The following is a 15038-nucleotide window of genomic DNA, read 5'->3' as shown; positions in this document are numbered from 1 at the left end:
CGGGCGGAGAGTGGCACGCCTTGGTCCTGGTCAGTCGCGCGTGGACCGGTTCGGCCGCTTGAGGACGCATCATCATCGGAGCGGCACGGTCTGGTCGGGCGGCCCGAGAGGGTGAAATCGCAGGGTTGGAGATTTCGGCGGCTGGTGCGTAGTCGCAGGATCACGCCGACACTCCGAGCGCCACAGGTATCGGTGCTACGACCATGCCCTCGGGCCTGCATAGAGTCGTCCACGAGCACGGTGAAGTGCGCTTCCACCAGGACGAGGGACCCAGAACCACGTGAGTACCGCGGTCGACATCGATCAGAGCAGCAAGCCGAAGAACGTCGGCCTTCCGCCGATCCCTGAGCCTGGCCAGATCGTCGAGGTTCGTGGCGCGACGTGGGCCGTGATGACCGTTGAGGAGCAGGGCCTGCCTCGCAGCTCGGCCGACGACGGTCGCGCGAGACTCAACCATGTCGTCCGGTTGCAGTCGCTCGCCGAGGACCGGATGGGTGAGGAGCTCGGTGTTATCTGGGAGCTTGAGGTGGGCCACTCGGTCGCGCCCGACCAGGGCCTGCCCGAGTTGATCACCGCTGAGGGGTTCGACGATCCCAACCGTCTCGCCGCGTTCGTCGACGCAGTGCGCTGGGGTGCAGTCACGTCGGCGAACGAGGGCGCGTTCCAGGCGCCGTTCCGTTCGGGTGCGAATGTCGAGGCCTACCAGCTGGAGCCGTTGCGCCGCGCACTCCAGGCGCCGCGCACCAACCTGTTGCTTGCTGATGACGTCGGTCTCGGGAAGACGATCGAGGCCGGCCTTGTCGTCCAGGAACTCCTGCTTCGCCACCGGGCCAGGAGCGTCGTTATCGTCTGTCCGCCGAGCCTCGCCTTGAAGTGGAAGGACGAGATGCGGGAGAAGTTCGGCCTCGACTTCGTCATCGTCAACTCTGAGCTCATGGCCGAGGTGCGTCGTAGCCACGGCCTGAACGCGAACCCGTTCCGCCTGTTCCCGCGGGTGATCGTGTCGATGGCCTGGTTGCCGGGCTTGCGCGCACAGCGCCTCCTGCGTGACGTGTACTCCGAGGTGGACAAGGCCAACTCGGCCCGCAACTACGCCTTCGACGTCCTCGTGGTCGATGAGGCCCACCACGTCGCGCCGTCCAGCCCGACGTCGATCGGTGGCGCGCGCGGGTACGCGGTCGACTCGCAGCGCACGAACGCTGTGAGGGATCTGGCGAAGGTCTGCGAGCACCGGCTGTTCTTGTCGGCGACGCCTCACAACGGGCACTCAGAGTCGTTCACGGCGCTGCTGGAGATGATCGACAACCGGCGCTTCTCGCGCGGCGCGACGGTGGACCCGGTCGCGCTCAAGGAAGTCACGGTCCGGCGCCTGAAGAGGGACATCAAGGAGAAGGGCTTCAAGGCGCGCGAGCTCAACACGATCACGTTCACGCCGAACGCTGACGAGGAGGCCGCGTTCGAGAAGCTCGACTCGATCCTGAACGCGTCGGCCGAGGCGAACGGCAAGAGGCGTTCGGGTGACATCGTCTCGATGCTCCTGAAGAAGCGCTTCCTGTCGTCGCCGTATGCGTTCGGTTCAACGCTCGCGGGGTACCGCGACGCGACGACGGGCAGCGCAGACAAGTGGGACGACGAGGACGCGTACTACGCCGCGGTGCTCGGGTCCGACCAGTCCGACGAGGAAGAGGGCGCGACCGAGCACCCTGAGTTCGACGCCCTGCGGCAGTCGAAGGCGAACGACCCGTTGGTCGCTGCGACGTCACAGGAGATCGCGGAGCTCGTTGCGTGGGGGCTGGGGTACGAGGCCAAGCCCGACTCCCGTCTGCGCGCACTCATCGATTGGCTGACTGCCATCTGCCGGCCTGATGGCAAGACCTGGACCAACGAGCGGGTCGTGATCTTCACCGAGTACGCCGACACGCTCCGGTGGATCGTTGAGAACCTGCGCCAGCGCGGCTTCGACGAGAAGCGACTGGCCACGATCGAGGGGTCATCGCCGACCGAGGAGCGGGAGCTGACGCGGGCGCGGTTCAGCGCAGACCCGAGCGAGGAGCCCATCCGGGTGCTCGTCGCCACCGACGCCGCGGGTGAGGGCATCGACCTCCAGGCGCACTGCCACCGCTTGGTCAACTTCGACGTGCCGTTCAATCCGTCGCGCCTGGAGCAGCGCATCGGACGTATCGACCGGTACGGGCAGACGCGGACGCCGCAGATCTTCCAGTTCCTGCCTGAGAAGGCTGCGGGCTCGTACAGCGCGGACATGGACTTCATGCGTCGGATCGCCGAGAAGGTCACGAACGTCGCAGACGATCTCGGGTCGGTGAACCTGGTGATCGACGCCGACATTCAGAACCACTTTGGCCGGGTCAAGGTCGCCGCCCGCGCGCAGATCGTCAAGGACGAGGGCAGCGCGATCAGCAACCGTGCGCTGGCGGGAGACCAGGACCTGAACCGTGCACTGACGCAACTGGCCTCGACGTACGACGACCAGAAGCTGCGGATGCACTTGACGCCGTCGAACGCCCGCCGGGTGGTCGACACGGCCTTGACGCTGACGAGCCAGCCGACCCTGATCGAAGAGGGATCGCAGGACTACGACGTTGAGATCTTCCGCGTTCCGAGCCTTGCCCGTTCGTGGGACTCGGCCGTCGCTGGCCTCGACACGCGCCTCGCCCCGGGCCTGCACCGACCGATCACTTTTGACGACACCATCCTCGACGGCGGCTTCGAGAAGGTCGTCCACGTCCACCTCGGCCACACGTTCATGCAGAAGGCCTCTCGGATCCTGCGTGCCGCACTGTTCAGCGCAGAGTCTTCCGTCAACCGCGTCACGGCGGTCGTCGTCGACGACATCGACGAGTCGTGTGTCGCGGCCATCTCTCGCCTCGTCCTCGTCGGACGTGGCGGGCTGCGCCTGCACGAGGAGGTGTTCGTGACGGGCGTCCGCGTCAAGGGTCAGCGCCTCGCCGAGGCCAAGGCAGAGACGCTCTTGGAGCAGACACTTGACGCCGCAGACCTGCACCTGGCCGATGAGCGCATCCGAACGCGTCTGGCAGCCGCGTGGAACGCCGACAACGGCCGCCTTCGCAGCAGGCTTGAGTCCGAGATGCGTAAGCGTGCGGCAAGCCACCAGGAGTCCGTGACGGCGGACCTGGAGAAGCGGCGCGACGCAGACATCGGCCGTGCCCGGCAGATCTTCGGCAGCTTCCGCCGCAACCTTCAGGAATCGCTCCGCGACCGGCGCGCCAAGCAGGCCGAGATCGAGGGCTTCCTCTTCGATCTCGACCCGCGTCAGGCGGAGCAGTACCGCATGGACATCCGCTCGATGGAGAACCGCCTGGAGAACCTCGCCGCCGAGGAGGCGCGCGAGATCCAGGCCATCAAGGACAGGTACACCGACATTCGCCCGTTCGTCTCGGCCGCCGCCGTCGTGTTTGCCCTGACCCCGCAGGACGCCGCTCAGGGAGAGCTCGCATGATTCCCCGCACCCCGCGCAAGACCCGCACGCACCGCGACTGGCTCGAGCTCGTCGACCGCGAGGGACCGTTTATCGCGATTCCGGCGCTGCGCCGCGTGTACCCGCAGGGCGTGCCCCAACTCGGCGAGAACGAGAAGGCCGCCCTGCGCGACGCCAAACCCGACTTCGACCGCGCCTGGGACGCCTGGAACCGGCAAGCCGCCAAGGGTCAGGTCGACGAGAAGGCCGTCGAGCAGGTGCGCGGTGCGCGCGACAAGTGGATCGACGCCGTGCTGCGCGACGTCGCCCGCTGGGACGTGCACCTCGCCTGGGGTGAGGACGCCTTCCGGGGCACGACGCCGACGGCGAACTCACCGAGCCGGTCGGTCACCGTCGAGGCAACGGGCGCGTTCGTGCGCAGCGACGCGGTCCACGCCGTCGTCCTCGTCGTCGACCCCGTCGCCTCCCTGCGCGACCCCCTGACGGACCAGCCGTGGACCGCGAGCCCGATCGACCGCATGGACGCGATCCTGCGCTCCTCCGGGCACAAGGTCGGCGTCGTCACCGACGGCCGCTGGTGGGGCCTGGTCTCAACACAGGACGGCATCATGACCGCGTCCGGCGTTGTCGACTCCCAGACCTGGATCGAGGAGGCCGACGTCCGCGACGCGTTTCTCGAACTGCTCTCACCGATCCGCCTCGCGGGCGGCAAGGAAGCCGACCGCCTACCGGGCCTGTTCCGCGAGTCGGTCACCGCCGCAGAAGACATCACTGTCGCGCTTGGCACGCAGGTCCGCCGCGCCGTTGAGCTACTCGTCACCGCGCTCGCCGAGGCTGCCGTCGACGCGCGCGGTGCCGGCCGACCCGATCCCCTGCCCGGTGATCGCGGCTTGGTGTACGAGGGTGCGGTCACAGCGATGATGCGCGTCGTGTTCCTGCTGTTCGCCGAGGAGCGCTCGATGCTGCCGCAGTCCGCACTCTTCACCGAGGGCTACGGCGTCTCCGGCCTGCTGGACACGCTCGACAAGCGGGCTCGCGACGAGGGCGCCGAAGCGCTCGACGCGACCCACTACACGTGGCACCGCCTCCTGGCCACCTCCCAGGCGCTGTACGAAGGCGTGACCAGTGAGGACATGCGCCTGCCCGCATACGGCGGCTCCCTGTTCGACCCGCTTCGGTTCCCGTTCCTCACCGCAGTTGACGATCGCGGCGGCCTCGCGGTCAGCATCCCCGACCGCGTCATGCTCGAAGTCCTGCGCGCCGTCCAGTACGCCACCATCGGCGCCGAGCAACATCGTGTCTCATTCCGCGACGTCGACGTCGAGCAGATCGGCTACATCTACGAGGGCCTGCTCGGCTACACCGCCGAGGACGTTCACGAGGTGACCGTCGGGCTGCTCGGCACTCAGGGTCAGGAACCCGAGATCCCTCTGTCGAAGCTGGAGGACCTCTACGAGGCAGCCGGCGAGGACGCCAAGTTCGTCACCGCGCTGCTCGCGTGGATCAAGACTGACCAGCCATCGGCCAAGTCGAAGTCGGCGGCAGCGCTGAAGAAGGCGCTCGCCAGCGGCGACCAACTCGAGGACGCCGACCGCTCTCTGCTCACTGTCACACGCGACGACACCCTGCTCACCCGCCTGCGCCCGTATGTCGGACTCATCCGCCGCGACCTGCGGGACCGCCCAGTCGTCCTCCTGCCCGGCGGACTCGCCGTCGCGGAGACGCCATCCCGCGCGAACTCCGGTGCCCACTACACGCCGAAGTCACTCGCCCAGGAAGTCGTGCGGTACGCGCTCGAACCGCTCGTCTATCAACCCGGACCCCACCAGACTGTGGACGAGGCCCAGTGGAAGCTCCGGAGCTCGAACGACCTGCTCGACCTGAAGGTCGCCGACATCGCCTGTGGGTCCGGCGCCTTCCTCGTCGCGGCCGCCGAGTACCTTGCCGCCCGCGTTCTCGAAGCCTGGCAGGCCGAGGGCGAGCGAGGGAGCGCGCACGCGCTTGAGGTGAAGGCCAAGCGTCAGGTCGTGGCCAAGTGCCTCTACGGCGCCGACATCAACGGCATGGCCGTCGAGATGTGCAAGCTCTCCCTCTGGCTCGTCTCTCTCGACCCCGACCTTCCCTTTTCCTTCGTCGACGACAAACTGCTCCACGGCAACTCTCTGCTCGGCATCACCGACGTCCGTCAAATCGAGACGCTCCACATCGACCCTTCGAAGGCGAAGACCTTCACGGGCGCGTCTGACCGCGAGAAGGCGTACTCCACGACGGCACTGTTCGGCTCCGGCTCCGAGGCACAGGGGATCGAGATGCTCGACGTCCGCGCCGTCATCCAGAAGGCCGCCCGACTCCGCATCGAACTCGCGAGCCCAGTCGATGAGAACGACCCCGCCCGATCCACCAACACCAAACGCCGCCTCTGGGCGCAGTACCAGCACCTCACCGCCCAACTCCGCGACGTCGCAGACGGGGTCATCGCCGCCGGCCTCCAGGAGGGCGGCAAACCCGGCAAGAAGCTCAACGACCGATACGACGATCTCCGCATCGCCGTCGACGCCGCATTCCATGCCGACGGCACCGGGAACCGCGAGACCCTCGACAGCATCATCAAGCACGGCCTCACCCCGACCGTTGAGACGGACTACGAGCGCTGGCAGCCGCTCCACTGGGCCCTCGCGGTGCCGGATGTGATGGAGCGTGGCGGGTTCGACGCGGTGATCGGCAACCCGCCCTTCCTCGGCGGTCAGAAGCTGACCGGCGCGATGGGCACGAACGTCCGCGACTGGTTCGTCAACGTGTTGGCGGAAGGCAGGCGAGGTAGCGCAGACCTGGTTGCCTACTTCTTCTTGCGTGCGACGTCGCTGTTGTCGGCGAACGGCACGCTGGGACTGATCGCTACGAACACAATCGCGCAGGGCGACACTCGCGCTGTGGGCCTCGATGCGATGGTCGCCGGCGGGTTCACGCTCACCCGCGCGATCCAGTCTCGATCCTGGCCTGCCGAGAGTGCGAACCTGGAGTTCTCTGCCGTTTGGGGAACCAGGGGACGAGTTGCGAGCGACGTCAAGAAGATCTCCGACGGTGTGGCAGTGGCGCGGATTAGCCCGCTACTGGAGCCAGCCGGAGCGATCGACTGGACACCGGTACCGCTAGCCGAGAACAAGGGCATCGCATTCCAAGGATGCAATGTTCTCGGGCTGGGCTTTACCATCGATCCCGCCGAGGCTGCGGACTGGATCAACGCCGACCCGAGTAACCGGGACGTCGTGTTCCCATACCTCGGGGGGACGGATCTTTACGGCAGCCCGACTGCCACAGCCTCACGTTGGGTCATCGACTTCAACGACCGTTCAGAGGAACAGTCATCCCGATACACGCTCCCGTTCCAGAGAGCAGTCGCAAAGGTAAAACCTGAGCGCTCCCGTAACAACCGGCGACAGAGGCGCGAAATCTGGTGGCAGTTCGCCGAACGTGCCCCGGGGCTTCGGAGTTCTATCGCCCACCTCGACCATGTTCTAGCCCTTGTTCAGACAAGTAAGACGCAGTTGCCGATCCGCGTCCCCACGGGGCAGGTGTTTAGCCACAAGCTGGTGGTGTTCGCGACTGACGACTACGGTCACCAGGCACTGTTGTCATCAAGTCTGCACCAACTCTGGGCGCAGCGGTTCGGATCAACACTCGAGACGCGACCGGTTTACACTCCGTCCGATGTCTTTGAGACCTACCCGATGCCCCAGGAAACACCAGGCTCAACGACTTGGGTGAACAGCTAGATCGCGCCCAGCGTTCAACGATGACGGGACGAAACATCGGACTGACCACGCTCTACAACATGGTGAACAGCACGCTTGATGCAGGTCGGGATGTCGAAGCGCTTCGAGAACTACACCGGCAGATCGACGTAGAGGTCATTGGAGCCTATGGCTGGGCGACCTCGAGCCAGAGCATGGGTGTTCAACTACAAGCAGCTCGACCGCTTCTCGGTTGATCCCGCGACGCGTCAGGAGATTCTGGACCGTCTGCTAGAACTGAACCGCAGTCGCTCAACTGGCCAATAGGAGCGAACGCCTACGGTTTTCGGAGAGCAGCCTGTCGAGCAGCTCGTAGCGTGCCACAGGTGACACGGACCACTTAAGGACCTGCTTGTACGCATGGAAACCGTGCTCAAGTTCGACATCTGACCAGCCGTAGGCCACGATAACCTCGCGGTCGAGTCGCGAGTGGATGGTCCTAATCTCATCGACATCCGTGTCATCGCCTGGCTTCACGCGTGGATCATTCACCAGGTTGTAGAGTTCAGTCACGCCCAGGTTCCGACGCGCAATAATGGCAGTGCGTCGGGTATCGAGCAGTTTTCCCAGATCGATGAGCTGCGCCGTTGGCGTGATTCGTGGAAAGGTATCGAAAACGTCAGACGGAGTGTACACGGGATCCAGGCGCATCGAAGATCCGTACCGCTGCGCCCAGAGTTGGTGCAGACTTGATGACAACAGTGCCTGGTGACCGTAGTCGTCAGTCGCGAACACCACCAGCTTGTGGCTAAACACCTGCCCCGTGGGGACGCGGATCGGCAACTGCGTCTTACTTGTCTGAACAAGGGCCAACACTTCTACAAGACCAGAAAGCGCCGCTCTCATTGCCGAAGCTGGGCGCCAGAAGCGCCACCAGGGATACTCCCGCACCGCCTGGTCGCTGTTCCGCAGACGTTCAGGTTTTACCTTTGCGACTGCTCTCTGGAACGGGAGCGTGTATCGGGATGACTGTTCCTCTGAACGGTCGTTGAAGTCGATGACCCAACGTGAGGCTGTGGCAGTCGGGCTGCCGTAAAGATCCGTCCCCCCGAGGTATGGGAACACGACGTCCCGGTTACTCGGGTCGGCGTTGATCCAGTCCGCAGCCTCGGCGGGATCGATGGTAAAGCCCAGCCCGCGGACGTTAGTGCCTTGGAATGCGATGCCCTTGTTCTCGGCTAGCGGTACCGGTGTCCAGTCGATCGCTCCGGCTGGCTCCAGTAGCGGGCTAATCCGCGCCACTGCCACACCGTCGGAGATCTTCTTGACGTCGCTCGCAACTCGTCCCCTGGTTCCCCAAACGGCAGAGAACTCCAGGTTCGCACTCTCGGCAGGCCAGGATCGAGACTGGATCGCGCGGGTGAGCGTGAACCCGCCGGCGACCATCGCATCGAGGCCCACAGCGCGAGTGTCGCCCTGCGCGATTGTGTTCGTAGCGATCAGTCCCAGCGTGCCGTTCGCCGACAACAGCGACGTCGCGCGGCACCGGCAGAGGGCGCCACCGCCATCGGCGTGACGAGCTACGTGTCCACGGTTGGGCGTGGACATCACCCAACAACGCAAGTGTGCTCTGTACGCCCGGCTCTCCGTCACCAAGGAGGAGTCGGTCTCGATCGAGCGACAACTGTCGTCAGGCCGCAGGTACGCCGAGGCCCGCGGATGGGCGGTCGTCGGGGAGTTCGTCGATGACGGCGTTTCGGCAACCGCGAACCGTCCCGAGGACCGCAAGGGCTGGCGCGCCCTCCTCGTGGCGGACGGCTATGACGCCGTCGTGATCTGGAAGGTAGACCGGCTCGCGCGGCGCGTGCTCGACTTCCTCCACGCCGACGAGGCGCTCCAGGCTCGCGGCGCCGGTCTGGTCGCTGTTGAGGACCCCATCGACATGACGAGTCCGCAGGGTAGAGCGTTTGCGGTCATGCTTGCCGTCTTCGGGGAGATGGAGGCGGAGGCGATCCGAGCTCGGGTTCGCGCAGCTCGGGTCCAGCTACTCAACGATGGGCGCTGGCCAGGCGGTGGGGTGCCCTACGGCTTCCGGTCCGCGGCGAACCCCCACGGACCGGGCCGCGTGCTCGCCGTCGACCCGCACACGCACCCGTGGCTCGGTGCCGTAGCCGGTCGGGCACTTCAGGGAGTCGTCGTCAACGCGCTCGCTCGCTGGCTCACGGAGGTCGGCGCGCCGCTGCCGGAGGCGGCGCGTCGCCGCCGTACTGGAGGGACCGTGTGGAACCGACAGACGGTCGAAGGGCTCCTCCGCAACCCCATCCTCGCGGGGATGACGCCCCACAACCCTGGGCGCGGGCGAACAGGTGGCCCCGTCAGTCCCATGGCGGTGGTCCGCTCGCCGGCGGGCGATCCCGTCGTGAACCTCGCGCTCGCCGTCATCACGGTTGAGGAGTTCATCGAGCTCCAGCGGATCCTCGACAGCCGGGACACACCACAGGCGCGCAAGGTCGGGGAGCGGTTGGCCACGAGCCCATTCCTCTCACGCGTCGTCGTGTGCGATGACTGCAGTGTGTTCATGTGCCGCGGGACGAACCAGCGGCGCCCGGTGCTTACCTGCCCGTCGTGTCGACAGACCCTGAGCCGAGCCGTGTTCGACGACTGGCTGATCGAACGGCTTCTGACCGAGCGAGGAAGCGAGCCGCTCGCCGGGACCACGGTCCAGGTGCGATGGGGCAACGTCGGAACGAACGACACGGCACGCCGGGAGATCCTGCTCAGCCAGATCGAGCGGCTACGGGTCCGCCGCGGCGTCGTCGGGCGCCGGTTCGACGCCGACAGGGTGCTGCTCGAGTGGCGACCGTCCGCTGTGCCTTTCGACGGGTGTCAGGTGCCTCCGGCAGAATCGCGGGCGTGAGCGAAGCAGCGCAGTCCCCTGACTCCACCGCTGGTGGCACCGTCGACGCGGTGCCGCCGGCGGGTTACGAAGAGTGGCTCGTCGAGGTCACGACCCGGGTCAGGGCAACCCAGGTGCGGATCGCCAGGATCGCCAACGCTGGCACGATCGGCCTGTACCGCTCGATCGGTCTGGACATTCTTGACCGGCAGGAACGCCTGGGGTGGGGCGCCAAGGTCATCCGGCGGCTGTCGGCAGACTTGACGCGGGAGTTCCCCGACCAACGTGGGTGGTCGCCGTCGAACCTCAACTACATGCGCATGTTCGCCAAGCGGTGGCCGTCCGACGACATTTCTCAGCAGCTTGCTGAGCAATTGCCGTGGGGCCACATCATGGCGCTGCTCGACAAGACCGACGATACCGACGAGCTCACTTGGTACGCCCGCGAGGCCGTCGCCGGAGGCTGGTCGCGCGACGTGCTGCGCTTCCAGATCACAAACGACCTGCGGGCCAGGGCGGGGGCTGCGCCGTCGAACTTCACGGCGACGCTCGCGCCCGCCGACTCCGACCTTGCTCAGCAGCTGACCAAGGATCCGTACGTCTTCGAGATCGCCACCTTGACCGGGCGAGTCAAGGAGCGTGACCTGGAGCAGGCCCTGATGGACCGTCTGGAGTCCACGCTCCTGGAGCTCGGGCGCGGGATGGCCTTGGTCGGTCGACAGGTGCGGTTGTCGGTCGACGGCGTGGACCGGTACATCGACCTGCTGTTGTTCCACACCGAGCAGTTCCGGTACGTCGTCATCGAGCTGAAAGTCACTGACTTCGAGCCGGAGTACCTCGGGCAGTTGGGCACGTACGTGACGATGGTCGATGACCTGATCCGCAAGAAGGACGTCCACGCCCCGACGGTGGGCCTGCTGCTGTGCACGGGCAAGCGAGAGGCGACCGTCCGGTATGCGCTCGCGTCCACGGCCGCCGCGGTCGCCGTCGCGCAGTGGCAAGGTCTGCCGGCCGACGCGCGAGGCGCTTTGCCAAGCGTGGAGGAGCTCGAAGGTGTGGTTCGGGCTGAGTTCGCCCACCAGACCGCGCTCCTGCACGGCCACGTCGAGCCGGCCGACAATGACGCGGCGCCAGGAGAGGACGAAGGCTTGTGAGCCAGGCAACGGCTGGACCCGAGCGCGCGCCGTTCCCTGACTACGAGCTCACGACGATGCCCGACGGCACATCGTGGACCGATCGCGAGAATCTCACCGACATCCTCAAGCGCGAGCTCCTCGGGCCTGCCCACGGCGAGGACGAACTGCTTGACGCCCAGCCGGATGCGCTCTACCTCGTCGGCCGGATCGCGCCAGCGAAGCTGACCGGCAAGGGTGGCGTGACGCTGGCTGAGGACGCCGCGTCGGCGGCGGACGACGACGTCGTTCCGGCCGAGGAAGCGGACCTCGGGCGCGGCGTGCCGGTGGGTTCAGTCGCAGACGAGACGGCCGGGTCCGACGACGAAGGTGCCGAGGATGTCCCGCTGCGACGGGGGTTGATGATCCCAGCCTCGATGGGCCTGCGGTTCCAGGTTGCACCGGAGACGGAGCGCGTGGTCATTCGCGCGGAGTGGGGGACCTACCGGTCGGAGGAGACGGACGAGGTCACGGCGTCCGGACGGCAACGCCGCAAGTACCGCCGGACCCAGCACGCGCACCGACAGCCGATCGTGCTCTCTGCGTTGGAGGCGGGTGAGACGAAGGACTACCGCCTCGAGGACGACATCCTGATCCGTGTCGACGTCATGGACTTCGAGGGCAAGCGGATCATCGAGGCGGCCCTGTGCAACGACCAGGAGACCCCGCGCCACATCCCGATCGACGCCTGGCTGTACCAGACCCAGTTGTACGTCGAGGCCGACGTGAACGCTCCCGCGAAGGACGTGTTCCTGCCGGTATCCGACGTGGTCGAGGACGCGTTCCTCGACCACGAGCCGGAGCTTGCCCGGCTTCAGCTGCAGTATCGGGACCGGCTGGAGTTCGCGATCGGCCGAACATGTTCCGTGGACTGGACGGTAGAGAAGGGTGCCCGGCGGGCGACGCAGGTGCGGACCACCTGGCTGCCGATCTCGGAAACGCCGCAGACCCGGGCACTCGACATCGACGACGCGATGCTCGACATGGCGCGGCTCGCGACCGCAAGCAAGGACAACCTCGCCGCCGGACTCCAGCCGATCGTCAAGGGCTACCAAGAGTGGCTCGCTGCGCAGCGAGCAGCGATCAACGCGCTCCCGGACCACCTACGCGACGTGGCGACCGAGGCTGTCGTGGACGCAGAACTCGTCGCGAAGCAGTTGGCAGCCGGACTTGCGTTCCTCCTAGCCGACGAGGAAGCGCTGCGGTGCTTCCGCTTCATGAACCAGGTGATGGCTGACCAGCGCATTCAGTCGCAAGTCGGAGAGCTGCGGGCCGCGAACCCTCGCCTTGGCATTGCGGCGGCCCGCGACGACGTGCTCGCCCGCGGGCCGAAGGCGCACTCGTGGCGCACATTCCAGATCGCGTTTGTGCTCATGCAGATCGAGGCGCTGGCGCGGCCAGCGGTCAAGCGTCGCTCATCTGCGGGCGCCAAGGCAGAGCTGCTGTTCTTCCCGACCGGTGGTGGCAAGACGGAGGCCTACTTGGGGCTCGCTGCGTTCACGTTCGCCATTCGCCGACGGGTCGGTGTGATCGAAGGCGCCGATGGCCGGATCGATGGAACGGCGGGTGTCGCCGTGCTCATGCGCTACACACTGCGTCTCCTGACGGCGCAGCAGTTCCAGCGTGCGACGGCGATGGTGTGCGCCGCGGAGGTGGTGCGCCGCGAGGACGAGGAGACGTGGGGCACTGAGCCGTTCCGCATCGGACTGTGGGTCGGCACGGCCGTCTCACCCAAGCGGTACGACGAGGCCGAACAGCAACTCGCAGAGGCTAACGACGGCCGCAAGTACGGACTGACCGTGCTTCAGCTTCAGCGTTGCCCCTGGTGCGGCACCCCGATCGAGCCGAAGAACATGAAGGGCGACAAGGACCAGCGCCGCATCCGCGTGTACTGCGGGGACGCCTTCGGAGACTGCCCATTCTCCGAGGGCGCGACCAGCGACGAAGGGCTGCCTGTCCTCACGGTCGATGAGGAGATCTACCGCCTGACACCGTCGTTCGTCATCGCGACCGTCGACAAGTTCGCTCGCCTTGCCCGTGAGGGCGAGGCCGCCGCACTGTTCGGATACGTCCGCAAGCGGTGCGACCGACATGGCTACATTCACGACGACCAGGGGGCCATCTGCTCGATCGACATCGGCGGAAAGCACCCCACCAAGGTTGGCCTGCCCGCCGCCGCGGTACGTGCCGCCGACAGACTCCGGCCGCCGGACCTCATCATCCAGGATGAGCTCCACCTGATCACCGGTGCCCTCGGGACCGCCGTCGGGGCGTTCGAGCTCGCCGTCGACGTCCTCAACACCTGGAAGGACGCCGATGGCAACACCATCCGCCCGCTCGTCGTCGCCTCCACGGCGACCGTCCGCAATGCCTCGGAGCAGATCAGGGCGCTCTACGGACGCAGGGTGACGATCTTCCCGCCCCAGGTGCTCGACGTCGCCGACACGTTCTTCTCCCGCGAGGTCGAGGTGTCGCCCGAGAACCCGGGCCGCCGCTACATCGGCATCAGCACGACCGGCGTCCGCCTGACGTCCGCCGAGATCGTGGTCGCCAGCACGCTCCTGTCGGCGGGCCAAGTTCTCATGGACCAGGCCGTCCCACCGGCCGAGGGCAAGCCGACGTCGGCGGACCCGTACATGACACTGGTGGGCTACTTCAACGCCACCAGGGAGCTGGCCGGCATGGCGCGGTACATCTCCGACGACGTACAGACAGCCATCAAGAAACATCGGCCCGGCCGGTTCTTCCCGCTCAGGTTCGGGAGCGTGCCCGCCGGCCTCAACGTCGCCGAGCTGACCTCGCGCGTCGCGTCGAGCGAGATCACCGGGACGCTCGACCAGATGGGCGTCACGTTCGACCCCACATGGGACTCGACCGCAGGCCGCAAGGATCGCGCGACGGCGGCGAGGGCCGCTCGGGACTCGGGCAAGCGGTACGCCTACCGTGAGGACGTGCCGTTCGACGCCGTCCTGGCGACGTCGATGCTTCAGGTCGGCGTGGACGTCACGCGGCTCGGCCTGATGCTCATGGTCGGCCAGCCGAAGAACACCGCCGAGTACATCCAGGCGTCCTCTCGCGTTGGCCGTGACGCCGACCGGCCCGGGTTGGTCGTCACGCTTGGCAACTGGGCCCGCCCCCGCGACCTTGCGCACTTCGAGGCGTTCCGGCATTACCACGAGACGTTCTACTCCCAGGTTGAGCCGCTGTCGGTGACGCCGTACTCGTATACGTCAATCGACCGTTCGCTGGACGGCGTGCTCGTCAGCGCTGCCCGCGTGCTCGATGCCGTGCGGGACGACGGGCTCTCGCCCGAGAAGGAAGCGTGGCGGGTCGATGACGCCATGGGGCGGCTGGACGCGCTCATCGAGCAGATCGTCGTCCGCGCAAAGGTCGCTGGCGGTGACGAGGCCGCGCACGTCGTCGGAGAACGGCTCAAGAACCGCAGAGATCAGTGGTCCAAGCGGCGCGCGTACGTGCGCCAGAAGCAGCATCAGCTCGTCTACGAGAAGATCCCGCCCGGCAAGGACGGCGAGTACAGCGCGCTCTTGCTGTCGCCCGAGAACTCCCGCCTCGACGCCGGGATGCAGGACAGCCCCCCGTTCCGGGTGGCGAACTCCATGCGCGAGGTCCAGCCCGAGATCAACCTCCTGGTCACGCCACGCAAAGAGAAGCTCATGTCGTACGAGCTGAACCACCAGCCCACGTGGTTGCCCAAACCTGAGCAGAAGGACGCGAACGATGACTGACCTGCTCGAACCGGGCGCGGTGCTCGACCCGCTCGG

The 15038-nt window shown here is 66.6% G+C and carries 7 protein-coding genes; 6 read left to right on the top strand and 1 reads right to left on the bottom strand.

Annotated elements, in window-relative coordinates; genetic code table 11:
* Positions 1-280 precede the first annotated feature (280 nt).
* The 3 genes from drmD to ET495_RS18440 are packed head-to-tail and all read left to right on the top strand — an operon-like array spanning position 281 to position 7445.
* Positions 281-3478 carry a DISARM system SNF2-like helicase DrmD gene (gene drmD / locus ET495_RS03425; RefSeq protein ID WP_342770145.1) on the top strand — a complete coding sequence of 1066 codons (3198 nt, stop codon included), beginning with the start codon at positions 281-283 and terminating at the stop codon, positions 3476-3478.
* Positions 3475-7230 carry an Eco57I restriction-modification methylase domain-containing protein gene (locus tag ET495_RS03420; RefSeq protein WP_245993294.1) on the top strand — a complete coding sequence of 1252 codons (3756 nt, stop codon included), beginning with the start codon at positions 3475-3477 and terminating at the stop codon, positions 7228-7230. The genes drmD and ET495_RS03420 overlap by 4 nt, the downstream gene beginning before the upstream one ends.
* A 20-nt stretch (positions 7231-7250) precedes the next feature.
* The gene (locus ET495_RS18440; RefSeq protein WP_245993293.1) at positions 7251-7445 is read left to right on the top strand and encodes a hypothetical protein; all 195 of its coding nucleotides are present in this window, start codon (positions 7251-7253) and stop codon (positions 7443-7445) included.
* Positions 7446-7500: 55 nt separating this feature from the next.
* On the opposite strand, the gene ET495_RS03415 is transcribed toward ET495_RS18440, so the two are convergent.
* Entirely contained in the window at positions 7501-8649 is a 1149-nt protein-coding gene (locus ET495_RS03415; protein ID WP_129202606.1) for a type IIL restriction-modification enzyme MmeI, read from the bottom strand.
* A 139-nt stretch (positions 8650-8788) separates the two neighbouring features.
* Here ET495_RS03415 and ET495_RS03410 point away from each other — a divergent pair, with 139 nt between their 5' ends.
* From ET495_RS03410 to drmA, 3 genes are read left to right on the top strand one after another with little or no spacing between them, the layout of a single operon-like run.
* Positions 8789-10105 carry a recombinase family protein gene (locus tag ET495_RS03410; protein WP_129202604.1) on the top strand — a complete coding sequence of 439 codons (1317 nt, stop codon included), beginning with the start codon at positions 8789-8791 and terminating at the stop codon, positions 10103-10105.
* Positions 10102-11238, top strand: coding sequence for a PDDEXK nuclease domain-containing protein (locus ET495_RS03405; RefSeq protein WP_245993292.1), 1137 nt, complete (start codon positions 10102-10104; stop codon positions 11236-11238). Before ET495_RS03410 ends, ET495_RS03405 begins: the two co-directional genes overlap by 4 nt.
* A complete protein-coding gene (drmA, locus tag ET495_RS03400; RefSeq protein ID WP_342770144.1) occupies positions 11235-15002 on the top strand; it encodes a DISARM system helicase DrmA in 3768 nt (1255 codons plus the stop codon). Before ET495_RS03405 ends, drmA begins: the two co-directional genes overlap by 4 nt.
* Positions 15003-15038 lie beyond the last annotated feature (36 nt).

The sequence above is a fragment of the Xylanimonas allomyrinae genome (assembly GCF_004135345.1).
In the GTDB taxonomy this organism is placed as follows: Bacteria; Actinomycetota; Actinomycetes; order Actinomycetales; family Cellulomonadaceae; genus Xylanimonas; species Xylanimonas allomyrinae.
The sequence above is the reverse complement of the archived record's forward strand: the minus strand, read 5'-3'. Positions and strand labels throughout refer to the sequence as shown.